The 25,521-nt window shown below is 37.6% G+C and carries 27 protein-coding genes; 9 read left to right on the top strand and 18 right to left on the bottom strand.

Annotation, left to right across the window (positions count from 1 at the left end):
* Window positions 1-21: 21 nt before the first annotated feature.
* Window positions 22-1,110 carry a cytochrome c oxidase subunit II gene (coxB, locus tag PI85_RS10925; RefSeq protein ID WP_036123730.1) on the bottom strand — a complete coding sequence of 363 codons (1,089 nt, stop codon included), beginning with the start codon at window positions 1,108-1,110 and terminating at the stop codon, window positions 22-24.
* A 100-nt stretch (window positions 1,111-1,210) separates the two neighbouring features.
* Window positions 1,211-2,128 (bottom strand): heme o synthase, encoded by a 918-nt coding sequence (gene cyoE, locus PI85_RS10920; RefSeq protein ID WP_008173957.1) that lies wholly within the window; start codon window positions 2,126-2,128, stop codon window positions 1,211-1,213.
* 336 nt (window positions 2,129-2,464) lie between these two features.
* On the opposite strand from cyoE, the gene PI85_RS10915 reads away from it, so the two are divergent.
* Window positions 2,465-3,388: a heme A synthase gene (locus PI85_RS10915; protein ID WP_036123727.1), complete on the top strand. Its 924-nt coding sequence runs from the start codon at window positions 2,465-2,467 to the stop codon at window positions 3,386-3,388.
* A 48-nt stretch (window positions 3,389-3,436) separates the two neighbouring features.
* Here the strand turns inward: PI85_RS10915 and PI85_RS10910 are convergent, their stop codons facing one another.
* From PI85_RS10910 to PI85_RS10890, 5 genes are all read right to left on the bottom strand, one after another.
* Entirely contained in the window at window positions 3,437-3,625 is a 189-nt protein-coding gene (locus PI85_RS10910) for a hypothetical protein (protein WP_036123725.1), read from the bottom strand.
* Window positions 3,618-4,238 (bottom strand): TetR/AcrR family transcriptional regulator, encoded by a 621-nt coding sequence (locus PI85_RS10905; RefSeq protein ID WP_036123722.1) that lies wholly within the window; start codon window positions 4,236-4,238, stop codon window positions 3,618-3,620. Before PI85_RS10905 ends, PI85_RS10910 begins: the two co-directional genes overlap by 8 nt.
* A 133-nt stretch (window positions 4,239-4,371) precedes the next feature.
* A complete protein-coding gene (gene pyc, locus PI85_RS10900) occupies window positions 4,372-7,806 on the bottom strand; it encodes a pyruvate carboxylase (protein WP_036123719.1) in 3,435 nt (1,144 codons plus the stop codon).
* Window positions 7,807-7,818: 12 nt separating this feature from the next.
* Window positions 7,819-9,000, bottom strand: a complete 1,182-nt coding sequence (locus PI85_RS10895; protein ID WP_008173966.1) for an FtsW/RodA/SpoVE family cell cycle protein — start codon at window positions 8,998-9,000, stop codon at window positions 7,819-7,821.
* Window positions 9,001-9,061: 61 nt separating this feature from the next.
* The gene (locus PI85_RS10890; protein WP_004224778.1) at window positions 9,062-9,343 is read right to left on the bottom strand and encodes a YlaN family protein; all 282 of its coding nucleotides are present in this window, start codon (window positions 9,341-9,343) and stop codon (window positions 9,062-9,064) included.
* Between the two features lie 182 nt (window positions 9,344-9,525).
* On the opposite strand from PI85_RS10890, the gene PI85_RS10885 reads away from it, so the two are divergent.
* Together PI85_RS10885 and PI85_RS10880 are read left to right on the top strand one after the other, a co-directional pair.
* Window positions 9,526-10,026 carry a hypothetical protein gene (locus PI85_RS10885; protein WP_008173970.1) on the top strand — a complete coding sequence of 167 codons (501 nt, stop codon included), beginning with the start codon at window positions 9,526-9,528 and terminating at the stop codon, window positions 10,024-10,026.
* An 11-nt stretch (window positions 10,027-10,037) separates the two neighbouring features.
* Window positions 10,038-10,241, top strand: coding sequence for a YlaI family protein (locus PI85_RS10880; RefSeq protein ID WP_008173973.1), 204 nt, complete (start codon window positions 10,038-10,040; stop codon window positions 10,239-10,241).
* Between the two features lie 53 nt (window positions 10,242-10,294).
* Here PI85_RS10880 and PI85_RS10875 read toward each other — a convergent pair whose 3' ends face one another.
* The 5 genes from PI85_RS10875 to typA form a co-directional block, all read right to left on the bottom strand.
* Complete coding sequence (locus tag PI85_RS10875) at window positions 10,295-11,089, bottom strand: ABC transporter permease (RefSeq protein ID WP_036123716.1); 795 nt, start codon at window positions 11,087-11,089, stop codon at window positions 10,295-10,297.
* Complete coding sequence (locus PI85_RS10870; RefSeq protein WP_036123714.1) at window positions 11,082-11,849, bottom strand: ABC transporter ATP-binding protein; 768 nt, start codon at window positions 11,847-11,849, stop codon at window positions 11,082-11,084. The genes PI85_RS10875 and PI85_RS10870 overlap by 8 nt, the downstream gene beginning before the upstream one ends.
* 1 nt (window position 11,850) lies before the next feature.
* Complete coding sequence (locus tag PI85_RS10865; protein ID WP_036123712.1) at window positions 11,851-12,843, bottom strand: ABC transporter substrate-binding protein; 993 nt, start codon at window positions 12,841-12,843, stop codon at window positions 11,851-11,853.
* 233 nt (window positions 12,844-13,076) lie between these two features.
* Window positions 13,077-13,475, bottom strand: coding sequence for a YlaH-like family protein (locus tag PI85_RS10860; protein WP_025113802.1), 399 nt, complete (start codon window positions 13,473-13,475; stop codon window positions 13,077-13,079).
* Between the two features lie 29 nt (window positions 13,476-13,504).
* Window positions 13,505-15,349, bottom strand: a complete 1,845-nt coding sequence (typA, locus tag PI85_RS10855; RefSeq protein ID WP_036123708.1) for a translational GTPase TypA — start codon at window positions 15,347-15,349, stop codon at window positions 13,505-13,507.
* A gap of 138 nt (window positions 15,350-15,487) precedes the next feature.
* Between typA and PI85_RS10850 the strand changes: the two genes are divergently transcribed.
* Entirely contained in the window at window positions 15,488-15,673 is a 186-nt protein-coding gene (locus PI85_RS10850; RefSeq protein WP_008173985.1) for a DUF5325 family protein, read from the top strand.
* Window positions 15,674-15,712: 39 nt separating this feature from the next.
* Here PI85_RS10850 and PI85_RS10845 read toward each other — a convergent pair whose 3' ends face one another.
* Entirely contained in the window at window positions 15,713-16,507 is a 795-nt protein-coding gene (locus PI85_RS10845; protein WP_008173986.1) for an inositol monophosphatase family protein, read from the bottom strand.
* 227 nt (window positions 16,508-16,734) lie between these two features.
* Entirely contained in the window at window positions 16,735-16,932 is a 198-nt protein-coding gene (locus tag PI85_RS10840; protein ID WP_008173987.1) for a hypothetical protein, read from the bottom strand.
* A 125-nt stretch (window positions 16,933-17,057) separates the two neighbouring features.
* Between PI85_RS10840 and PI85_RS10835 the strand changes: the two genes are divergently transcribed.
* Complete coding sequence (locus PI85_RS10835; protein WP_036123703.1) at window positions 17,058-17,693, top strand: YktB family protein; 636 nt, start codon at window positions 17,058-17,060, stop codon at window positions 17,691-17,693.
* 101 nt (window positions 17,694-17,794) lie between these two features.
* On the opposite strand, the gene PI85_RS10830 is transcribed toward PI85_RS10835, so the two are convergent.
* Entirely contained in the window at window positions 17,795-18,082 is a 288-nt protein-coding gene (locus PI85_RS10830) for a UPF0223 family protein (RefSeq protein WP_036123700.1), read from the bottom strand.
* Between the two features lie 20 nt (window positions 18,083-18,102).
* Window positions 18,103-19,062 carry a nitronate monooxygenase family protein gene (locus PI85_RS10825; protein WP_036123697.1) on the bottom strand — a complete coding sequence of 320 codons (960 nt, stop codon included), beginning with the start codon at window positions 19,060-19,062 and terminating at the stop codon, window positions 18,103-18,105.
* 144 nt (window positions 19,063-19,206) lie between these two features.
* Here PI85_RS10825 and PI85_RS10820 point away from each other — a divergent pair, with 144 nt between their 5' ends.
* Window positions 19,207-20,676 (top strand): aminotransferase class I/II-fold pyridoxal phosphate-dependent enzyme, encoded by a 1,470-nt coding sequence (locus tag PI85_RS10820; RefSeq protein WP_036123694.1) that lies wholly within the window; start codon window positions 19,207-19,209, stop codon window positions 20,674-20,676.
* Between the two features lie 436 nt (window positions 20,677-21,112).
* Window positions 21,113-21,709 carry a class I SAM-dependent methyltransferase gene (locus PI85_RS10815; RefSeq protein ID WP_036123685.1) on the top strand — a complete coding sequence of 199 codons (597 nt, stop codon included), beginning with the start codon at window positions 21,113-21,115 and terminating at the stop codon, window positions 21,707-21,709.
* A gap of 46 nt (window positions 21,710-21,755) precedes the next feature.
* On the opposite strand, the gene PI85_RS10810 is transcribed toward PI85_RS10815, so the two are convergent.
* The gene (locus PI85_RS10810) at window positions 21,756-22,433 is read right to left on the bottom strand and encodes an LrgB family protein (protein ID WP_036123681.1); all 678 of its coding nucleotides are present in this window, start codon (window positions 22,431-22,433) and stop codon (window positions 21,756-21,758) included.
* Window positions 22,426-22,872 (bottom strand): CidA/LrgA family protein, encoded by a 447-nt coding sequence (locus PI85_RS10805; protein WP_052059810.1) that lies wholly within the window; start codon window positions 22,870-22,872, stop codon window positions 22,426-22,428. Before PI85_RS10805 ends, PI85_RS10810 begins: the two co-directional genes overlap by 8 nt.
* A 339-nt stretch (window positions 22,873-23,211) precedes the next feature.
* Between PI85_RS10805 and PI85_RS10800 the strand changes: the two genes are divergently transcribed.
* Together PI85_RS10800 and PI85_RS10795 are read left to right on the top strand one after the other, a co-directional pair.
* Entirely contained in the window at window positions 23,212-24,834 is a 1,623-nt protein-coding gene (locus PI85_RS10800; protein ID WP_200886566.1) for a sensor histidine kinase, read from the top strand.
* Window positions 24,827-25,516, top strand: coding sequence for a response regulator (locus tag PI85_RS10795; protein ID WP_036123678.1), 690 nt, complete (start codon window positions 24,827-24,829; stop codon window positions 25,514-25,516). Before PI85_RS10800 ends, PI85_RS10795 begins: the two co-directional genes overlap by 8 nt.
* The last annotated feature ends 5 nt before the right edge of the window (window positions 25,517-25,521 follow it).

Raw genomic sequence — 25,521 nt, 5'->3', positions numbered from 1 at the left:
ATTTGTTACATAGAACGGAAATTATTTTTCAACTGATAAGCCCATGATGTAAGTTGCAAGAGCTTCAATTTCTTCGTCAGATAAATCGCCGTATATAGGTGCAGTACCCTCAGCATTCATCATTAAGTTACCTGGTTTAAATTCCTCAGGGTTTTTAATCCAAGCTTGTAAGTTTTCTTCATTGTGTTCTAAGAAACCAGCAACACGGTTACGGTCACCAAACGTAGTTAAGTTTGGACCTGGTGTACCGCCTGCTCCTGAACCAGAGATAGCATGACAGCCTAAGCAGCTGTTAGCAAAAGTTGCTTCGCCAAGATCCGTTGAAGCTTTGTCAGCAGTTTGACCTTCTGTCGCTTTCATTGCATCAACCCAAGCGTCAAATGCATCTGGGCTTAAAGCTTTTACTTTAAAGTCCATTAAAGCATGTGAAGGTCCACATAATTCAGCACATTTACCATAAAATACGCCATCTTTTAGATCTTTCGATTCTTTATCAAATACTAAGTAGAATTTATTTAAGTTTTCTACGTTTGTATCCATTTTACCGCCTACAGCAGGAATCCAGAATGAGTGCTTAACATCGGCAGCTTTTAAATTAAAGTAAACCTTTTCACCTGTTGGTACTACTAGCTCTTGAGCCGTTATAATACCTTGGTTAGGATATTCGAACTCCCACCAGTACAATTTAGCTGTTACATTGATTGTTAGGGCAGTTTTATTCCCCTCTTCATCTACCTCATCCATTGCAGCAACATCTGCAAATTTATAAGTAGTTGTAACAACTGGTACAGCAATAATTAATAATAAAATAATTGGTATAACTGTCCAAATCACTTCTAACGTATGACTACCCTCTACTTGCTTAGGGATAACGTTTTCACCAACGCGTGAACGACGGTATTTCAAGAATGCAAGTAAATAAATAACGGATACTATTACCACTACTAGCGTCATAATTACAGTAGTTAACAGTAATAAATTTAATTGTTGTTTACCTACTTCTCCAGATGGTTTTAGTGTAGAAAGATAATCTTCACCACAACCTGAAAGGAAAACCATCATCACTGCTAGAAGTGAAAAAAGACGCCATTTTTTAAGCCCTTTCATCATAGCTTAATTAAACCCCTCTTTCTTTGTTGTATTTTCATGTGTACATAGGACATTAGTTCTGTCTATATGAATTCTTTAGAAAAAGAAAGAATTCCTAAATTTAGCTAAACACCGCAAATATTATGATGGATACAAATAGTATGGTCATATGATTCAATGAATAAATAAACATTCTATTTGCCCATTTCATATCATCTTTTGCTGTAAAGCCTTTCAGAGCTAGTATTAACCAACCCAAGTTCAATGTAGTAGCAAGAGTTAAAAAGCCAATTCCAAGCTCCGGTAAAAGGAAAGGTAACGGTAATAATAAAAGAATCCAGAATAACATTGAGTACTTTGTACGTTTAAATCCCTTTACAACAGGTAGCATTGGTATTTTAGCCGCACGATATTCCTCCGTACGTTTCATAGCAAGCGCATAGAAATGTGGTGGTTGCCATGCAAACATAATTAGGAATAAGGCAAGTGCTCCTGGACCTAAAGCAGGCTCGACTGCTGCAAATCCAATAATAGGAGGAATAGCCCCTGAAATGCTTCCTACAACCGTGTTACTAACATGCTTTCTCTTTGACCACATTGAATACAGAACGACATAAGCAAATATTCCTGCTAGTCCCCACATGCCGGCTGCAAACGATGCCGCAAATAACAAAATTTCACCTACAATTAAAAATGAGAGGGCAATGGTCAATACAAAATTTGGCTTGAATCTGCCAGTCACTGTCGGTCTTGCCTTCGTTCTTTTCATGATCGGATCTATATCTTGATCAATAAAGTTATTCATTGCACCTGAGCCACCAATGATTAATGCCGCACCCAGCATGGTGAATAAGATGACATCTAGCTCTTGCAAGAAGTGTCTACTAGTAAATTGAAAAGCCAGCCACATCCCTGTAAACGTTGTGACAAGATTCGAGTTTACAATACCGATTTTTATTAGTGCTAAGAAATCTTTTACAACTGATGTTGTTTCTGGACCAGTATTTCTAGTAGCCGCCAGTGTACGACCGTTTGACATACTACCTCTCCTTTCATTTTTGTAAGCATATTCCGCTAACAATAACTATAGCGAAATTTGCGATTGATTTCTAGACATTAAGTGAAATTTAGATGAAGTTGTAAAAATTAGTTTTGTCTAGAAATATAATTAAAAACAACATATCTATAGTAAAACATTTTCTAAAATGAATTGTGAAGGTTAAAGCACGAAATTATGAACAATTTGTGAAATGGAATCGACATCTAGTACTCCCTTCCCTTTACAAGTTGTTTTTTAAACGTATTTTCGATATTATCTAGTAGCAGAAACATTACTTTCTTGTAATGTTGATAGATAAAGTAGGTGACTCATTTTATGCAACACAACAGATATTTGAAGTGGTTTGCTGTTGCCGCTACGCTAGGGATGCTCCTTATATTACTAGGTGGAGCTCTCGTTACGAAAACAGATAGTGGCTTAGGCTGTGGTCGAAACTGGCCTGATTGTAATGGATCTCTTATTCCAAAGGAGATTACACCGGAAGTCCTTATTGAATTCTCACATCGTCTTGTTACTGGAGTCGTATCAATTTCAATTCTTGTGCTAACAGTTTGGACATGGCGTAAGCTCGGACATATTCGCGAAGTAAAGCTTTTAGGTTTCTTAGCAATGTTTTTCTTAATTGCGCAGGCTCTTATTGGAGCTGCACAAGTACTATGGGGGCAAGGTGACTTCATCTTAGCACTTCATTTTGGTATTTCTCTTATTTCCTTTGCCGCGGTTCTGCTTCTCTCTATGATTGTATTTGAAGTCGATCGGAAATTTGATGCCGATAAAGTATTTATTGGTAAAAAGTTACGTTGGCATACAATTGCTGTCACAATTTATTCTTATTTGGTCGTTTATACTGGTGCGTTAGTTCGACATACAGATTCGAGCTTAATTTGTCCAGACTGGCCATTTTGCTATAACGAAACACCGTTAGCATCACCCAATAACATGTACGAATGGGTGCAAATGGGACATCGTTTAGCAGTTCTTATTATTTTCATTTGGATTGCATACATAACTTGGCACGCTGTGAAAGAATATAAGAACCAACGTGTGGTTTACTATGGTTGGATTATTGCTTTTACTATAGTATTTTTACAAGTGATTGCTGGTATGTTAGTAGTCCTAACGAAGCTGAACTTAACAGTCGCTTTAATGCATTCATTATTAATTTCTCTATTGTTCGGTCTATTATGTTACATGATCATGCTCGTTGCTCGTAGTAACTACAATGAAAAAATGAAATAATCTAATAAAAAAGATTCGTTACATGATTGTAACGAATCTTTTTTATGCTTATCGTTGTTTCTTCATGGATTCAGTACCTATAATTCCTACTATTAAAATAATCATAGATACTAGGGCGTAGTCTTTAAAGAATGTTGTAAATGGAATGTCAAAATATCGACAAATTGCCGTTACAAGACGGCCGCCTAATAATAGTAAACCAATGACAAACATCCAATTAAATAAAGCTTTAAGCATTGTTAGTTTCCTCTACTTTCATGGCTGACCAGATGATGTTGATGACCTCTGCACTATATTGTTCTACTTCTCTAGAAAGTGGTCCCCCAATCAACATGTACTCCCCAATAGCTCCTTGAATAACCTTTGCCATTACATGGACGGAAGTGATAGTAAATTTCCCTTGTTCCTTTCCCTTCGTTAATATGTTGCTCAAGGCTTTTAACAAAGGATCCTCTCCATCATCTGGCAATTTATAAAAAGGAATGTCATCTGCAGTACGAGCATTAAAAATAATTTCTAGTAGCGCTATATTTTCTTCTGGGTGTGTTGCTTGATAAGCAATACTCGCCTCAATAAATGTAGCTAATTGCGAAGCTGGTTCATCCTCAGCATATGTTTTCGTCAAAATATATGTAACGGATTGCTCAATCAGTGCTTGCAGACTTTGTTCAATTAAATCTTGTCGATCTGCGAAATGATACGAAATTAAAGCTGTGCTGATGGAAGCTCGTTTTGCAATTTGAGCTAAACTCGACTTCACATAGCCAATATCACTTAAAGTCCTAATGGTCGCATCAATTATTTGCTGTTTCCTTGCTTCCTGAATAAAGGTACTTTTATTAGTTTCCATAAACTCTCCCTTTGATTACTCAAACATTTTTTTGATCACCCAATCAAATTTTACGCATTTTTTCTCATTTCCACAATAAAAAAAGGCAGGTAGATGTTAAAAATACATCTACATACCTTTTTTTCACTACCAGTTATTCAATTTCAATCAGCAAATCACCTGTTGAAATAGCATCTCCTGCACTAGCATAAACCTCTTTTATAATACCATCCTTTGGCGCTTGAACAGTCGTTTCCATTTTCATTGCCTCTGTGATCAATAGGTGATCACCACGTTTGACAGGGCTTCCTTTGGACACAACGACCTTCAATACAGTACCAGGCATTGTAGCACCAATTTGATTTGGATTACTTGGATCTGTCTTTAATGATAGATTTCCATCTACCTCTACTGTCATATCTTGAATGACCAATTCACGGGATTGACCATTTAGCTCAAAGTACAGGACACGCGTTCCATTGTGTTGTGGTTCGCCGATAGAAACTAGTTTAATAATGAGCGTTTTTCCTTTTTCTATTTCGACTTCAATGATTTCGCCAAGCTTTAAGCCATAAAGGAATGTTGGCGTATCAAGAACTGAAATATTGCCAAAGGATTCTGCCGTTTTCGCATACTCTTCAAAAACTTTTGGATAAAGGGCATATGCCAATACATCCTTTTTCGACACCGGACGATTTAATTTTTCCTCTAGCACTGCCTCCAATTGTTCAAATTGAATAGGCTCTAATAACTCACCAGGTCGAACCGTAATAGCTTTACGGTCTTTCAGCACTACTTGTTGCAATGCCTCAGGGAACCCACCGTGTGGCTGTCCTAGATAGCCTTGGAATAATTCAATAACAGAGTCTGGGAAATCAATCGTTTGGCCCCTTGTTAATACAGTGTTTTCATCTAAATCATTTTGTACCATAAAGAGTGCCATATCCCCTACTACCTTTGAGGAAGGTGTTACTTTAACAATGTCCCCAAATAATAGGTTCACACGGGAATACATACGTTTGACTTCTTCCCAGCGATCACCAAGGCCTACAGCTTTTGCTTGTTGTTGTAGGTTACTATATTGTCCACCAGGCATTTCATGTACATAAATTTCAGAATGCGGGCTGATCATGCCACTTTCGAAATCCTTATAGTATTTACGCACATCTTCCCAATAATAAGACAATCTTTCCAATGCATCGATGTCTGCACGTAGCTCACGCTTACTACCCTTCATGGCATAGTAAAGTGAATTTGCACTTGGTTGAGATGTGAGACCCGCCATGGACCCTAATGCTGTATCAATGATATCAACACCTGCCTCAATGGCTTTCGCATATAAGTAAATTCCATTACCACTAGTGTCATGGGTATGCAAATGGATTGGCAGACTTGTCGTCTCTTTTAACTCGGAAATTAAACGATACGCTGCTTCAGGCTTCAATAAACCAGCCATATCTTTAATAGCTAGAATATGGGCACCAGAAGCCTCCAGTTCTTTGGCCATGTCTTTGTAATATTGCACAGAATATTTCGCACGAGTATCATCCAAAATGTCGCCTGTATAACAGATTGCCGCTTCCGCAATTTTTCCTGATTGACGGGCTGCATCTATAGCTACTTCCATTCCCTTAATCCAGTTCAGGCTATCGAAAATACGGAATACATCAATACCTGATGCAGCTGATTCTGCGATAAATTCACGGATTAAATTATCAGGATAGTTCGTGTAACCTACAGCATTAGCACCACGCAATAGCATTTGGAATAACACGTTTGGCACTTGCTCACGTAGCTTTGCTAAACGCTCCCATGGGTCCTCCTTTAAGAAGCGATACGCCACATCAAACGTAGCACCGCCCCACATTTCCAATGAGAATAATTGATGCATCATACGAGCTGTTGCATCTGCAATTTGATACATATCATGCGAGCGTACTCGAGTAGCGAGAAGTGATTGGTGAGCATCACGGAAAGTCGTATCTGTTAAAAGCACATCATCTTGGGCTAAGATCCATTGCACTAAGCCGTCTGCACCCTCTGTATCTAAAATTTGTTTTGTACCAGCTGGTGGCACAATTAACCGGTCTATTTTAGGAATATTTGGTTGAACAAAAATTGGCTTTGATTGCTTTTCCACACCAGGGAATCCGTTTAGCGTCACATTACCGATATAGCTTAACAGCTTTGTCCCTCGGTCCTGACGTACTGGGAAATGGAACAGCTCTGGTGTAGTGTCAATAAAGCTTGTATCAAAAGCACCAGATAAAAATTTCTCATGTGTCACAACATTATTTAAAAACGGAATATTCGTTTTGACACCGCGAATACGGAATTCTTTTAAATTTCGGTCCATTTTCGCAGCAGCTTCTTTAAAGTTCATGCCAGATGTAGAGATTTTTACGAGTAAGGAATCGTAGTATGGTGTAACAACAGCACCTTGGAAACCATTGCCGGCATCTAAACGGACTCCAAAGCCACCACTAGAGCGATAAACCATTAACTTTCCTGTATCCGGCATAAAGTCGTTAGCAGGGTCCTCTGTTGTTACACGTGCCTGAATCGCATAGCCAATCATTGGCATATCTTCTTGCTTCGGCATATGAATTTCTTCGCTAAACAGAGCATAACCTGCTGCTACCTTAATTTGGGTATGGACAATATCTACACCTGTAATCATTTCTGTAATCGTATGTTCTACTTGAATGCGAGGGTTTACCTCGATGAAATAAAAATCGTTCCCTGCGACTAAAAATTCCACTGTCCCTGCATTTATGTACGAGACATTCTTCATTATTTTCACAGCAGCAGTACAAATACGATTTCTTAACTCTTCGGAAATCGAATGAGAAGGAGCAATCTCAACTACCTTTTGGTGACGACGTTGGATTGAACAATCACGTTCATATAAATGCACAATATTGCCTTGCTGGTCACCAATAATTTGTACTTCAATATGCTTAGGTTTGATAATGGCCTTTTCTACATACACCTCATCAGAGCCGAAAGCAGCTTTTGCTTCTGATTTTGCGCGTTCATAGGCTGATGCAAGCTCCTCAGCTGCATGCACAAGACGCATACCACGACCACCGCCGCCAAGCGCTGCCTTAATCATAACTGGATAGCCAACAGTGCTAGCAAACGCTTCTACCTCTGCTAAATTGGCTACAGGGCCATCTGTACCAGGAATAACAGGAATGTCAGCCGCAATCGCCTGCGAACGTGCTTTAACCTTATCCCCAAACATATCTAAATGCTGAGAAGTTGGTCCGATGAAGATAATACCCTCTTCTTCACAGCGACGTGCAAATTCCACGTTTTCTGATAAAAAACCATACCCTGGGTGAATCGCATCAACATCTGCATCTTTTGCGATGGCAATAATACCTTCAATATCTAAGTAAGCATCAATTGGTTTCTTGCCCGCTCCCACTAAATAAGCTTCATCGGCTTTAAAGCGATGAAAAGCACCACTATCTTCTCTTGAATAGATAGCAACAGTTTGGATATTCAGCTCCGTACAAGCACGGAAAATACGAATTGCAATTTCTCCTCGATTGGCTACAAGGATTTTGTTGATTGATTCCATAGGTATCCCCCTTTATGATTCTGTTTTTTTCCTCTCTACCTTTTCAAACATAGAAACATTAATTAATATTCCCATCGCTAAAGATAGAATGATTATAGATGTACCGCCATAGCTTATAAAAGGTAACGTTACACCGGTTAACGGGATTAACCCGGTTACACCCCCAAGATTGATAAACGATTGCCAGCCTATCCAGCTCGCAATACCGGCCGCAATCATGCGTGCCATTGGATCCTTTGTTCGCAATGCAATAGAAAAGCCTTTATATACAATAAACCCTAAACCAGTCAGGACGATGATAACTCCCCATATACCTAATTCTTCCATAATTATAGCCATAATAAAGTCTGTTTGTGGTTCAGGTAAATATCCTAATTTTTGAATGGATTGACCAAGTCCTCTACCTTCTAAGCCGCCTCCGCCAATTGCATAATAACTATTGGCCACTTGGTGACCACTACCATTTTCATACTCGAACGGATTTAAATAAGATAAAATCCGCCCTTTTCGGTTCTCCGTTAATAGTTCTCCCTTGAATAACAAAAGTATACCAAGAATCGCTGCGCCGAATGCTGCCAACACACCGAAAAATTTCCAAAACGTCTTAAAAGGAATGCCACTGGAAGCAACGACAGATACGGCAATTCCACATAAAATGATTACTGCCCCTAAATCTGTTTCGAATGCAACACCAGCAACTACTAGGATCCATAGAAAAATGGGATAAAAAATTTCTGTCGGTTGAAGTTTTTCAAATGTATATTTCTGTGATTTTCGATAAAATGCAGCTGCAAAATATAAAATTATAAATAGCTTTGCATATTCAGATGGCTGAAAGTTCCCTAAACCAGGCACGTGTATCCAACTTTGTGACCCTACATCTTCTGCACCATGCCCTGCTATCTTTAGCCAAGTAAATAGAACAGCTAATACGATGGTTAGCAACATCATAATATTCTTATTCGCATAATGCTTATAAGGGAAAAATGCTGCCACAATAAAACCTAAAAAGGCCACTATTAAATTGGTTATTTGCTTTCGATAAAAATAATCAGGTGCTTCTCCTTCTCGTGCAATAGCGACCATCATACTTGAACTATAAATCATGATTAATCCAAATAAGCTCAATAATAGGACAGTAAAAAATAAAGGGTAATCAAAATTTTGTGCATATCGTTTTAAGTATTGTTTCATCTGAAAAACCTCGTTCTAGTAAAAAAACTCAAAGCGCAAAAAAGCGTTTGAGTTTTTCTTTTTATTTGTCTGTATACGCATCGTGTAGTACAGAAAGCTCTTTCTCGAGTGAATCGAGAATTTCCTTGCCTTTTTCACGTTCAATCAGACCTAGCTTCACAGCAAAGTCAATTTCACGAGACAGGCCGAACATTTGTGTATCTAATACTTCCTCATATAAAGGGCATTGTGGCATTGTTAAATGATCCATTTGTACTCGAATAAGGCGAGCAATCTTATCTGCATCAGCAACTAAAAGCTCCAAAGCCTTTTCTTGAAAAGAAGTTTGTGATTTCGTATCCATGAGGACGCCCCCATTATCTGATATTTCTTCGATTCTATCTTAATAAAGTTTATCTTCTAGTCGTTAAAATTGCAAGTGTCTTCATTGGAAAATACCGAATTCCAATTTTATTTCTTTATTATTTTTGGGCATTAGCGTTATACTATGTCATGGATATACAAGATTTGAGGAGGATTTCTATCATGGAAACAATAATTCCTATCAAGGGCGCAGTAACATATCAATTAACATTAGATCCCACTGTTTGGATTTTCGATGATCGTAAATTAGATTTAAAAACATATTTCACGACACAAGATGTTAAGGAAGATTCAGACATCAAATATATGCGTGAGGTTGGTGCTCACTGGTCTCGTGAGATTATGGAGGGAGCTACATTCCCGCCTACATTAAAATCAGAGCGTAAGTTTGACCGTAAAGGAATGGAAACAGGGACATTTGGTATCGAATTAGGTCATTTTTTGAAAAATGCTGAAATTAAACCTGAAGCAACAAAAATTATCTTTGAATGTGAAACTGGTCAGGAATATCCTTTTTCTATTGAAGAAGCATCTACACTTATTTTAAAATATAGCCAAGATGGCAAGCCACTCTTAGAGGACGGTCCCATTCATGTATTAATGAGAGATGGTTCAAATATTGATAATCCTATTAAAAACGTAATAGCCATTCGCGCTGAATAGGGGGGAATGCAATGCGCGTTAAATGCGTAATTTGCGATACGATTCAAAGTATAGACGATAATTTACCTTTAGCAAAAAAATTACGTAATCGTCCAATCCATACTTATATGTGTGAAAATTGCCATGATCGTATTAAAGAAAACACGGTTGCACGATTAGAAACAGGGAATTTCCGTTTTTATAGAACTTCACCACAAATGGATAAAGAATTTTAATATTTAATGAACACAAAAGAGGTGCCTCCATCGGGAGACACCTCTTTTATTTATTAGCCGTTATTTTTAATAACCGACTTTTCTATCAACTCAACCACCTGATACATGATTGTTGCAAAAAATGCAATGATGAGCAAGGACATGAGCACAAGGTTAAAATTAAACACTTGGAAGCCATAGATGATTAAATAGCCAAGACCTTTTGAGGCCACTAAAAACTCACCTACAATAACCCCAACCCACGATAATCCTACATTCACCTTTAATGTTGAAATGATAGTCGGAAAAGATGCAGGTAAGATGACTTCACGAAAGATTTGCCACCTAGATGCACCAAATGTTTGTAAGACCTTACTATAATTCGGATCGACACCTTTAAAAGCCGTATATACCACGATGGTCGTAATAATGATAGAAATTAAAGCTCCCATTGCAATAATGGAAAAATAACCTGGCCCTAGTGCAACAATAAGAATAGGCCCTAACGCAACTTTTGGCATCGCATTTAAAATAACTAAATAAGGGTCCAGTACCTTCGACAGAAATGGTGACCACCACAAAAGGATAGCGATGAACGTCCCTAGTAAAGTACCCGCAATAAAGCCAATCACCGTCTCCATTAATGTCACACCAACATGCAAAGTTAAAGTTCCATCAGTTACTTTTTCGATAAATGTATGCCAGACTTGTGTGGGTGAACTAAAAATTAAACGGTCTATCCATTCTAATCTAGAAAGCAGCTCCCATCCTCCAAAGAACAGAAGCAGAATAATAAGCTGATACAGCCTTACAAAGCGTTTTTCTTTTTTTAACATTTGCTGATATTGTTTAAATAATGTATTATCCAAGGCTCTCCAGCTCCTTCCAAATCATTTGGAATACATCTGCATAGGTAGGATGCTGTCTTACATCAAACGGTGATAATTCACGAAGTGCCTCAGGTATTTCAAACACTTTATGCAATGTCCCTGGATTAGCAGAAAATAAAAAGACACGCTCACTCATAGCTATTGCCTCTCCAATATCATGCGTCACAAGAACTGCTGTCTTTCTATAGGTCTTTAATGTTTCTACCACTAAATCCTCAAGCTTTAATTTCGATTGATAATCAAGAGCTGAAAATGGTTCATCTAACAATAAAATTTTAGGATTTACCGCTAAAGTACGAGCAAGTGCCACACGTTGTCTCATACCTCCTGATAATTCTCGTGGATAGTTGTTCCCTACATGTGGTAATCCTACTTCTTGCAAAAGAGCATTGGCCGTTACTTTATGTGAATTATTGCTCCGCTCCATAATTTTTAAACCAATCGTGACGTTTTCTTCAATGGTTTTCCATGGAAATAAATAGTCCTGCTGAAGCATATAGCCAATGCTTGATTGATTATGTGCTGCTAGTTCATCACCATCAATATAGACTTTGCCTTCAGTTGATGGAAACAAACCAGCGATTATTGATAATAAGGTCGTTTTCCCACAGCCACTAGGCCCGATAAACGACACGAATTCTCCTTCACGAATGGCTAAACTAATATCACGTAATACTTCCTTTGCCTGTGTGCTTGAAAAATAACTATGGTGAATATTTTCTAGCTGTAAAAATTCCATATTACTCAGCAGCCTTTTTAGCAAAGGTTGTGTTCACAAGTTTTTCATACTCCACGCGTTGAGAAAGTTCACCTGCTTCCTCCATAATTGTTTGCAAGTTATCCCACTCCCCCTCATCGAGGATAGGGTCTGATGCATAGGAGCCTTGTGCTTTATAACGCTCGATTACTGTTTCGATAACCGCAACATCTACATTCTCAAAATAAGGTTGAATAATTTTTGCCACTTCTGCGGCACTTTCATTCTGTACAAAATTTTGTGCCCGTTGTAAGGCATTTGTAAAGGCTTGAACTGTCTTCTCATCATCCTTTAAATAACTGCTTTTCGCCATATAGGATGTGTAAGGCAAATTACCAGACTCTGTACCGAAAGATGCTACAATATAGCCTTTCCCCTCTTTTTCAAATACACTAGCTGTTGGTTCAAATAACTGTACATAATCACCAGTACCTGAAGCAAAAGCAGTGGCTATATTTGCAAAATCAATATTTTGAATAAGGGTTAAATCATGAACAGGGTCTATGCCGTGCTTCTTCAGCACAAATTCACCTGCCATTTGCGGCATCCCACCTTTACGCTGCCCTAAAAATGTAGAGCCCTTCAATTGATCCCATGAAAAATTATCCATTTTTTCCCTTGCAACTAAAAAAGTACCGTCAGTTTGAGTTAACTGAGCAAAATTCTGAATGGGATCATTCGCCCCTTGTAGTGTGACGTAGATTGAAGTTTCCGAACCAACTAAAGCAATATCAATACCATCTGACAGCAATGCCGTCATGGTTTTATCGCCACCCGCTATCGTTTGTAGCTCTACAGAAAGACCTTCATCCTCGAAGAATCCTTTTTCAAGCGCTACATATTGAGGCGCATAAAATATCGAACGAGTTACTTCTCCAACTTTGACTTTTTCTAGCTCTGCTTTATTACATGCCGTCAAAGAAAGGAGTAACAAAGCAATGACACCTAATAGAAAACCTTTTGTAAGCCAACGCATTCCCTTTCCTCCTTGATGTGATGAAAATAAGCCTATCGACATTAACTTATTCACATCAGAAGAATTCGGTGCCAACCAATTTATGTTGATTTTACACTTGTGTAGGATCAGCTATGCCAAATAGGATTTTTGAAAAAGTTTTTTAGTTATATAAGAAAACAGCCTTAGCGACTATTGCGCTAAGGCTGTTTGATAAACGATAAAAGTTCTTATTATAAAATACGTACTACCTTTTATTGATTGGCAGCTTGTTGCTCTTCTCTTTTTTCACGCCATAATCTTGTTTTATAAACTATTAAAATTAAGGCGGCTACAATCAATCCTTCAATCATTGGCAAGAATAGAGCAAAGAATGTTAGCATGATACAACCTACAAAGAGGAACGCATAAATAATAATGTTTTGAGATAGTTTTAATTTCTTGGCAAAGCCTAGCTTATAGACAATGGCAGAAAGTGCAAATACAAGAAGAAATACAACATAGCCTGCAATTTCATAGCTTGGTAAATTTTCATATAAAAATCTCGTTATACCCGCCATTCTTCCAAAAACTCTTGTTGTTTCCTCGGAACTTGTCTGTGCAGCAACTTGAATAACATTTAGTTCACCCAATAAAGCGGACTTAATATCCAAGACTCCTCTTCCTTTCATGTCAGCGAAAATTATTGTTCTGCGTTACGTAATTTTTTCGCTGCTTTCTCACGTTCATTTTTATCTAGAATTTTTTTACGCAGACGAATAGATTCTGGTGTGATTTCTAAATACTCATCATCACCTAGGTATTCAAGTGCTTCTTCTAAAGATAAAATACGTGGTTTTTTAATAACATTCGTTTGGTCTTTATTTGCTGAACGAATGTTTGTTTTTTGTTTCATTTTTGTGATGTTTACAGTGATATCAGCGTCACGAGTATTTTCTCCAACGATCATACCTTCGTAAATATCTGTACCTGGCTCTAAGAACAGTGTACCACGATCTTCAATTTGCATCATACCATAAGTTGTTGATTTACCAGTTTCCATAGAAACTAGTACACCTTGGTGACGTCCACCAATTTTACCTGGTAGTAATGGTTGGTAGCAATCAAACGTATGGTTGATAATACCAAAACCTTTTGTCATCGACATGAATTCAGTCGTATAACCGATCAAACCACGAGCTGGTACTAAGAACGTTAAACGAACTTGGCCACTGCCGTTATTTACCATATCAAGCATTTCACCTTTACGTGTACCAATTGATTCAATAATTGAACCAACATTATCTTCCGGTACATCGATTTGAACGCGTTCGAATGGTTCACATTTTACGCCATCGATTTCACGCACGATTACTTGAGGTTTAGATACTTGTAATTCGAAACCTTCACGGCGCATATTTTCAATAAGGATTGAAAGGTGAAGCTCACCACGACCTGAAACTGTCCAAGCATCTGGAGAATCAGTATCTTCAACACGTAAAGATACGTCCGTTTGTAATTGAGCACGTAAACGCTCTTCTACTTTACGAGAAGTAACCCATTTCCCTTCACGACCAGCGAATGGAGAGTTGTTTACTAAGAACGTCATTTGTAAAGTTGGTTCATCGATACGTAATGGTGTAAGCGCTTCTTGGTGCTCAACAGGACAAACTGTTTCACCTACATTGATATCTTCCATACCTGAAACGGCGATTAAATCACCAGCTTTTGCTGTCTCTACTTCTTCACGTTTTAAACCGAAGAAACCAAAGATTTTTGTTACACGGAAGTTTTTCACTGTACCGTCTAACTTCATCAGTGCAACTTGTTGACCTACAGAAATTGTTCCACGGAATACGCGACCAATTCCGATACGTCCAACGAAGTCATTATAGTCAAGTAAAGCTACTTGGAATTGTAATGGGTCTTCTGAGTTATCAACTGGTGCTGGGATAGATTCAATAACTTTTTCAAATAGACATTTCATATTTTCTTCTTGTTTAGATGGATCAGCGTCCAAAGAAGCTGTACCATTTACACCTGAAGCATAAACAACAGGGAAGTCTAATTGATCGTCATCTGCACCTAACTCGATAAATAATTCAAGTACTTCATCTACTACTTCTAGCGGACGAGCTGAATCTTTGTCTACTTTATTTACGACTACGATTGGTGTTAGACGTTGTTCCAATGCTTTTTTCAATACGAAACGTGTTTGAGGCATACAACCTTCATACGCATCGACAACTAGTAAAACGCCGTCTACCATTTTTAAAATACGTTCTACCTCACCACCGAAGTCAGCGTGTCCAGGCGTATCAAGGATGTTGATACGAGTTCCTTCATAGTTTACTGCTGTATTTTTAGCTAAAATCGTAATACCACGTTCGCGTTCAATATCATTAGAGTCCATTGCACGTTCTTCAACACGTTCGTTTGAACGGAATGTACCTGATTGTTTTAGTAATTGGTCGACTAAGGTAGTTTTACCATGGTCAACGTGGGCGATTATTGCGATATTGCGAAGATCTTGACGTAAGTTTGTCATTATTCCACTCCATATTCTTTTTTCGAATGTTTAACTGTGATATTATAGCACAAGAAGGATAGAAATGTCCTTATTAGAATTTACATCATTCTAAAAAATATATATCATTTATAAATTTTTTATATAGGAGGCTAGGCTATGAATCGTGCAAAATTCGTAATGGCTATTTATGCATTAGCAGCTGTATTAGCAATGTGCTCAATTGGCTATTCTGTGGCGGCTAGTAGTGTATTTGGTGCAATAGCGGGTATTGTGGCTACTTGTGTCATTTTCATGACAGCCTTTAAAATGAAGCGTAAACTACGTATGCAAGGGTTACTGTAGTTAAAAAAAGGAGCTGTCTAGTAAATAGACGGCTCCTTTTTATTCATAAGGTACAATATATTTTTCCAATAATTCTTTATGAATGGAAGGATTGGCGATAATAAAAGTATCTTGATGTAAGAAGTCAAAGCCTTCTCCGTGCAAGTTTGTGGCAATGGCCCCGACCTCTTGAGCAATAATGGTACCACCTGCTATATCCCACGGTGATAGACGCATGGAAACATAGGCATCCAACTTACCACTAACAACAAATGCGATTTCCATGCAAGCCGAGCCATAGGAACGTGTGCCCCGAACTTTGCGGACCATCTCAATGACCTTTTCGTGATGAATATGTCGATTAGGAGCTACCCAATGTGCATTGATACCAATGACTGATTCCTCCATCGTAACAGATTGAAGCTTCCGCAGTGGAGAATCGTTATACCATGCGCCTTGGCCTTCAATCGCATAAAATAAATCCTCGCGCATGACATCAAATATGTACCCTAACTTACCTACCCCATTAATAAAAATACCAATAGAAATCATAAAGTGACGATGCTGTTTAACAAAATTCATCGTGCCGTCTATAGGGTCAATAATCCAAACTACACCATCTAATGACTCTACCTTTTCCCCCATTCCTTCTTCGCCTAAAATTTTGTGGGCTGGATTAAAAGCTTTAATTTGGTCGATAAAAAATAACTCGGTCTCTCGGTCAATATTTGTTACCAGGTCATTGGCACCTGATTTTGTCTCGATCACTAAATTATACGAAAAGGCTTCTCGAATACGCCTTCCAGCTTCAAAGATTATACTTTTCGCAAATTCATCCATTTGTTGTAAATCCAATTAAAACCCACCCTTCGAATATAAGAAAAAGCCTTTACTTTCCTCACGCTTTATTCATAAATTTTACCTTGTCCATTGTCTTTATTGCGATATACAACATGAACTTCAAGAAATACTGAAATTCTTTACGCTATGATATAGTATCTATTTTACCCTTTGTCACAATAAAAATCACCTGCTGTCGGAATATTCAGCAAGTGATTTTTTAAATGGGTATAAGATTTTGATTACGCATAGGCGTGGAAGCTTTCAAGTTCCATCTGGATTTCTCCAAGACGTTTTTTACTTTTTTCAATTTCAATATCATTTTTTTCATTCATCGCTGCAAAAAGCGAAGCTAATTCATAATCTAATTCTAATTGTAAAATGTGTTCATATTGCTTTTCAATGTCAACTTTACGTATAATTTTTACGATTGGTTTCATAAAAACACTTCCTTTTTTTATTTTTTTTACAAAAACTTCTCATATTCGATAAAGTTCTTGTTATAAGATTTTTTCCCAAAATCAGCGTAAAATAAACCTTATAAAACGAAAGGAGCAAAATAAAATTGCCAAAAATAAAGTGGACAAACAAAGATTTTAATGTTTTTAAAATAGACGGTTTAGAACAAAGAATGGATGCATTAAACGATCATGTACGCCCAAAATTCCATCAGCTTGGTGATGATTTTGCTGCCTATTTCTCAAGCCAGCTAGGTGAAGAATTCTTCCCTCATGTTGCCAAACACGCTAGAAGAACTGTCAACCCTCCAAAAGATAGTTGGGTTGCCTTTGCACCATATAAAAGAGGTTATAAATCATTGCCTCACTTTCAGATTGGTCTATGGCACTCACATTTATTCATCGTCTTAGCTATTATTTATGAAGCTCCTCAAAAAAATGTGATGGCTGAACGTTTACTCGCTCATCAATCCTTATTTGAGCAGCTATCTGGTGACTTTATTGTGTCAGGTGACCATATGTCCCCAGAGGCCATTTCACTTGAAGAATCGAAAGAAGACAAGCTTGAGGCACTACTTTTACGTCTGCGAGATGTAAAAAAAGGTGAGTTTTTAATTGGTCGTCATATCCCAAAAGAGCAAGCAATAAAATTATCAGCCAGTGAATTCCACCAGTTAACCGAGCAAACATTCAACAGCTTACTACCTTTTTACAACGTCATTGTTGGTAAAGATTTAAAATAAGCTTTAACCTCATGTTATTTGTTGAAGTAGTGTATGCAAAATGTCGTTTTTTAACACAACAAAATAAAAAGCGGATGTGAGTTGTTCTCACATCCACTTTTTTATCGATTTTTTTTAGGGGCTATTTTTATCATTGTACCATCTGCGGCTTCTTTTGTTTGTTTAACAACAGGATAGCTTATATAGCCACTCGCTTCTTCAAATTCACGAAATATTGTTTTTTCCTCTGCTTGTGAAGGAACAATTTCCTTAAAACGACGATATTTAGCCATCATGACCTCACGCTTGATGCCCTTTTCATGAGCTTGTTCAATTCCTTCAAAAAATTGAACAACATCCACAATCTCCTCTGTAGACCAATCTGTTGAAAACGGATAAGAATATTCCATTCGACAAAACCACCTTTACATTATTGCCCCCATTTTAACCGGATACTTTCCGCTTCTGCAACCATTCGATTGATTAATTCCTCAACAGTAGGAATATCATGAATCATCCCTGTCACTTGTCCAGCCCAACCAAAGCCTTGTTCTTGTTCACCATCATAAATAAAACGCTTATTCGCTGAACCACTTATATATTCCTTTAACGCTTCATAGGATGGCTCTTTTTCTTCAATTTCTAAAATTTTTGCCGTAAACTCATTACGTAAAGCTCGAGCTGGTGCACCGATAGAACGTTTTATGATCGTCGTATCAGCCTCTGTGCTTGCTATTAGTGCCTCTTTATAAGCTGCAGAAGCATCAACACATTCCTTTGTTGCAATAAAACGAGTACCCATTTCAATTCCTTCAGCTCCCAGTGCATGGGCAGCCATCCAGCCTCTGCCATCGCCAATTCCACCTGAAGCAATCACTGGGATTTTCACACTATCAACAACCTGTGGGACGAGCACCATCGTACCTACATCATCCCTACCAAGATGTCCGCCACCCTCTTGTCCAACAACCATTACAGCATCTGCTCCAAGCTGTTCAGCTTTTTGCGCTTGTCTACGTGCAGCTACAAGTACTAATTTTTTAATATCTGTGCCTGCTAATAAATCAAAAATGGGTGCAGGATTACCACCTGTCATCGTCACAACAGGTACCTCTTCTTCCACTGCAACGCGAACCATTTCCTCATAGCCTGTACCATGCATACCTATAGCAAAGTTTACGCCAAAAGGCTTATCTGTTAATGTTCGTACTTTATGAATCTCCGCTCGCAATAAGTCAGGGTTTCGTAAACTCATAGCTGTGATTTGACCTAACCCTCCAGCATTCGACACAGCCGCCGCTAAATCAGCATAGGCTAAATACGCTAAACCGCCTTGAATAATTGGGTATTTCACTTGTAAAAGCTCTGTCACCCGTGTATTCCAACTCATAATACCTCCCCTTTCATTCGGTATTAATTTCTCGATATCCTTAAAAAATCCTTTTATTTTTTATGAAAAGTCTATTTTTTCGTGTCGTTAGGTGCTATAATTCATTTGTTTTCTTAGATAATTTAAAGTGAGGTGGTACCTGCGTTGTCACAACTAGAGACTCCATTGTTCGACGTATTACTTAAACATCGGAACAGACATCCTATTCAGTTCCATATTCCAGGCCATAAGAAAGGGCAAGGGATGGACCCTGCTTTCCGAGAATTCGTCGGCGACAACGTTTTATCAATTGATTTAATTAATATTGCTCCACTAGACGATTTACATTCACCAAAGGGTGCTATTAAAGAAGCGCAAAATCTTGCAGCAGAAGCTTTTGGTGCTGATCATACATTCTTTTCCGTTCAAGGTACTAGTGGCGCCATCATGACGATGATTCTGACCGTCGTTGGTCCAGGTGATAAGATTCTAGTGCCGCGGAATGTCCATAAATCTATTATGTCGGCGATAGTTTTCGCTGGTGCAATTCCAATTTTTATTCATCCTGAAGTCGATAGTGAATACGGGATTTCTCATGGCATATCCCCTGAGGCTGTCGAAAAAGCATTAAATGCTTATCCTGATACAAAAGCTGTGCTAGTTATTAATCCGACTTATTATGGCTTCACAGCAGATTTAAAACGCATTGTCGAAATCACTCATAGCCGTGATATTCCTGTAGTAGTAGATGAAGCACATGGTGTACACATTAAATTCCATGATGACCTTCCCTATTCAGCAATGGAGGCAGGTGCCGACATGGCTGCTACAAGTGTTCATAAGCTTGGTGGTTCTATGACACAAACATCCATTTTAAATGTTCGTGAAGGACTTGTTTCAGCAAAACGTGTACAAGCTGTTTTTTCTATGCTAACAACGACATCTACATCTTATCCATTGCTCGCTTCCCTTGACACAGCTCGACGTCAATTAGCGATTCACGGATATGATTTAATTGACGATGCATTACGTTTAGCAAAGGATGCACGTAAACGAATCAACCAAATCCCACATTTAAAATGTGCAGGCAAGGAAAAACTACATTCATCCGCTACTTATGATATGGACCCTTTAAAACTTCTTATTAGCGTCAAGGATTTGGGTATTTCTGGGCATAGAGCTGAGGAATGGTTACGTTATAATGCCAATATCGAAGTAGAATTGTCTGACCTTTACAATATTTTATGTTTAGTGACATTAGGAGATACGAAAAAAGAAATTAATCTTTTAGTAAATGCATTATCTCGTATGTCAAAAGCGTTTGATTCGGAAGCGGCTATCACAGAAGCTGTCGTGAATGTCCCAGATATTCCAGCGCTAGCTATGTCACCCCGTGATGCATTTTATGCTGATACTGAGGTAGTTCCACTTGCTGAAGCAGATAACTGTATTTGTGCAGAATTTATTATGGTATATCCTCCTGGAATCCCAATTTTTATTCCCGGGGAAATAATTACTCAAGAAAATATTCATTATATTCAAATGAATATTGAGGCGGGTTTACCCGTTCAGGGACCAGAGGATTCAACATTAAAAACGATTCGTGTTATTAAAGAACGAAAACCTATTATTTAATCTTAAAAGCTAGCTCTTCTTGAAGAGCTAGCTTTTTCATTATTTATAAGAAGCAGAGGTTAATATCAATAAATTTGGAAAAGCTAACTACCCATATTGCCATAAAAAATCTCCAACTGTTTTAACGGAAACCGTAGCTACTTTAGAAAATTTCCCTTTCCCATTTAATAAAATTATCTATATCAGGATAACCTTTTCCTAATTCCCATTAAGACACAGCCTGTCGTTAAATATTTAAATACTCTACCACTTCATTCTGAGTATAGTGATGCTGTTCCCTTAATTTCTTTAAACGGTTTTCAAAATCATCCGTATTATTTATTACAAAATAGATCGCAATTAAATATGCAACGAGCATTTATTAGTTGATTTTATAAGCTAAAAGTTAGAATAACAAATGCACATTATCTACAATAGAGAAAAGGAGGAATGATTCATGAATACATGGAATCAACGTTTTCTAGAATCTGAATACGTTTATGGTGAACAACCAAATACCTTTATTAAAGAATATGTATCTTTTTTGAAAGAATGCCCTAATATCGCAGCCTATGCTGAAGGTGAAGGGCGCAATGCTGTTTTTTTAGCCTCTAGGGGCCATACTGTTACTGCCTATGACTATGCACAAAGTGGTCTTGCGAAAACAGAGCAATTAGCCCAGAAACAGCATGTAACAGTTCAAACTAGGCTAACCGATTTACTACTGGATGAGCTTCCTGTGGAGAAATATGATGCGGCTATTATGATTTTTGGTCATTTTCCATTGCAACAACAGCAGGCAGTCATCCAAAAGATTATCGATTCAGTGAAGCAAGGCGGACGGATTATGATGGAATTATATTCTATTTATCAGCTCCCCTATGCGTCTGGTGGTCCACAGCAGCTTGATTTTTTATATGATCCAAAAGATGTCCTGCAATGGTGTGAGTCACACAAAATTATCCATTTCTTTACAGGTGAGCAAATACGCCATGAAGGAGCGTTACACACTGGACTAGCCCATACCATTCAATTCATTATTGAAAAAAAATAAATGAGTTGTCTCTAACCAGTTGAGACAACTCCTAAAGTGAAAATTTTTATAAAAATAAATACACAAATAATGGGCAGAAAAATGCCCCTATTATAGCTGTTAATCCCATTGATAATGAACCAACTGATAATTCCTGTTCTCCGTATTCCCTTAATTTTACAAGTCCTACACCATGCGAGGCACTGCCCACTGCCACTCCTCTACTAACGGCCGAGTCGATTTTGCCATACTTAATAACTAAAGGACCAATAATAGCTCCTACAAACCCTGCTATCATGACAAAAACAGCTGTTAGTGGCGGAATACCCCCTATTGTTTCGCTGACCTGCATTCCAACAGGGGTCGTTAAAGATTTAGGCAAGGCTGTCAACATCCAACTAGATTTTACACCAATCCATTTTAACAGCACGAAAATGGTCACTAATCCTGTCACCATGCCGATGAATAGTCCTGATAAAATAGAATATTTATATTTGATAATAATAGCTCGTTGATTATAAAGAGGATAGGCAAGTGCGACTACAGCTGGCCCAAGCATTTTCTGAAGCCATTCTCCACCCACCATATATGTAGAATATGGAATATTAAATACTAGTAAAATCACTGCACTAACAACAGTAGTCGTGACTAAAGGAATCATAATAGGATGCGGAAATCGCTGATAAAGCTTCGTAAATAATATGAACATCATGATGGTGCTCAGGACAACAATTGCTTCAATCAACCGTTAACTCACCCTTTCCCTCTTCAACAATAGACTCCGTTTCTTCCTTTTTCTTTAATTCTTTCTTCTCAATTAGTTGCGTCAGTAAACCTGTGACATAAATAGAGATTAATGTACTAGCAATAACGGCTAGAATGATAAGCAAGCCAGTAATTGACATGAGTTCTGGGTAATCAATAACGCCCACTGTTGCTGGTATGAAAAACAACGTTAAAACGCCAATTAAAAAACTTGCTCCATCTTGAATATATTCAACCTTAATGATTCTAAAAATGAGTGAAAGTACTAGTAACAGTAATCCAATGACACTCCCTGGAAGCGGTATGTGTAAATAAGTAACAATTCCTACTCCCATATAATAAAAAATGGTCAGTATGCCAATTTGAACAATAATCCGAACAACTCGCAACAACAGTGCAGCAAAATTTTCGTTCAACATTTCGCTACTTTTCACCCCCTATATCGTTCATTCTACATCTGTAGGAATTTTCTGTCTATTGTAATTTTAGAAAAATAATAATCAGCATCAAAAAGAGCTAAGTTCCATATTCCCAAAAATCACATGTATACATATATAGTGTTTTCATCGATATTTAGGGTAATTTATCACTCGGACTATTCAAATAGCGTTCTTTCCCTAAAATGAATATCCACTACCTATCGCCTTTAAATTTTTCATCACTAGCTAGCAAATTTCAGAAATTTTATATATAATCTGAAATTACAAAAGATACTCATTTTTTCAAATAATACTATAATTTCCATAATACACAATAAGGTGGGATCTTCTATTATCCTTAAAACATTAAAACTCCAAACTCGCTTTGCTTATTACAGTAGCTTTTTAATTTTTCTTATCGTCACTTTAGCTGGTTTACTCTTTTACGTAACCATTTCTGATGCACTGCAAACACAAATTGGTAACCGAGCACTATACTTGGCGGAAACAACTGCTAGTAGGGGCGACGTTATAGAAGCCTTTCACACTGACAACCCATCAAAAAGTCTGCAAACAATTAGCGATGAGATTATGGACGCTGCAAAAGCCACGTATGTTGTAATCGGTGATAAAAATGGCATTCGCTACACCCACCCTCTCGCCGATCGTATTGGCAAATCGATGGTTGGTGATGATAACGACAAAGCATTGATCAACGGTGAATCTTATGTTTCAATTGCCGATGGTTCAATGGGACAATCTATTCGTGGGAAAGCGCCTATCTTTGATACGAATGGAGCCATTTTAGGCGTTGTGTCCATTGGTTATTTAACGAGTGAATTAGATAACTTATATTTTTTATATTTGGATAATATTTTTTATACGATCATTATTGCACTCACCATCGGTATTATCGGCTCCATTATTTTATCTCGGAATATTAAAAAGCAAATTTTTAATTTGGAGCCAAATGAAATTGCCAATCTATTAACAGAAAAAAATACTTTAATAGAATCAGTACGGGAAGCTATTATTACGGTCAATGATAAAGGTGAAATTACAACGCTAAACAACGCCGCCGCCAATATCTTAAATTTACCCGATGCTGCTTCTATTATTGGTGATAATATTAAGCAACATATCCCAAATACTCATCTACTGAATGTATTGATGAATGGTGAAAAACAGCTTGATAAATTGATGATTGTCAACGGTGATGAAATTATTGTCAACCGTGTTCCTATGAAGGTGAAGGGTAAAATTGTCGGTGCTGTAGCAAGTTTCCGGCTACAATCAGAAATTGAGCAAATGGCGATTGAATTATCACAAGTTAAACAATATACAGAAGCTTTACGTGCACAAACACATGAGTTTAATAATATCCTTTATACCATTTCTGGCCTTATTCAATTAAATGCATCCGATGAGGCTTTAACAATTATTCATAAAGAGGTACAAGGACATTCCTCTTTAACACAATTTATTACAAATCGTGTTAAAGACCCATTTTTAAATGGTTTAATTATCGGATTTTTTAATCGTGCGCGTGAATTAAAGGTTCAGCTGATATTTGATGAGGATAGTTATTTAGATATCTTTCCTGAAAATATAGAAAAAGGTCTTATTATTTCGATTATGGGTAATTTACTAACCAATGCTTTTGAGGAGGTCGAAAGAAATAAAGAGCAACGGCCTATAGTAAGGCTTTTTATATTTGATAATGGAGAAGAAATCATTTTTGAGGTCGAGGATTCTGGCAATGGCATCGCACAAGAAAAACTAGATGTATTGTTTTCAGAAAATATTTCTACAAAAGATAGGAAGCATCGAGGCTATGGGTTAAGGAAAGTAATTTCCAGCATCCAGGATTTAAATGGCACACTCGCTCTTGGGGAAGGCGATTTAGGAGGTGCCCTATTTATCGTATCTATTAGTAAAAGGGGGATTTTTAACAATGACTAATATTGAAGTACTAGTAATTGAAGACGATGTACGTGTAGCAGACGTACATCGTCGTTTTTTAGATAAAATTGAAGGATTTACAGTAATTGCTTGTGCAAACACTGGAGAAGAAGCTTTAGATTGGCTACAATCATTTTCACCACAGCTAATATTACTCGATGTATTTTTACCAGATATATTAGGCGTGGATTTAATTGATAAAATCAATACAATTAGTCCAATCAGTAGCATTATTTTGATTACCGCTGCCACAGAGGCTCACATTGTACAAAAAGCGTATCGGAAAAATGTTACAGACTATATTTTGAAGCCATTTACATTTGATCAATTAAAAGAAAGTATAGAAAAATTCCGTTACAAACATCTGCTACTCCAAAATAATGAGAAATTTACACAAGAAAAGCTTCAATACCTTTGGCCAAAAGCGACTTCATCCATCTCTGAAGATACACAGCTACTATTACCAAAAGGCATTGATTTAACAACGATGAATCATGTCATCAACTATTTAAGTACAATGAAAGGTGGTAGTACAGCTGAACTGTTAGGGAAAAATATTGGTGTAAGTCGTTCCACTGCTCGCCGTTATTTAGAATTTTTAGTCACACAAAAGCAGGCCTATATTGAGCTAACTTATGGCACAGTTGGTCGCCCTGAACGACGATACTTTATTTTCCCATAAACTTT

The organism is Lysinibacillus sp. A1, from assembly GCF_000801965.1.
Taxonomy (GTDB): Bacteria; Bacillota; Bacilli; order Bacillales_A; family Planococcaceae; genus Lysinibacillus; species Lysinibacillus fusiformis.
Note: the sequence above shows the minus strand (reverse complement) of the source record. Positions and strands in the feature narration are given on the sequence as shown.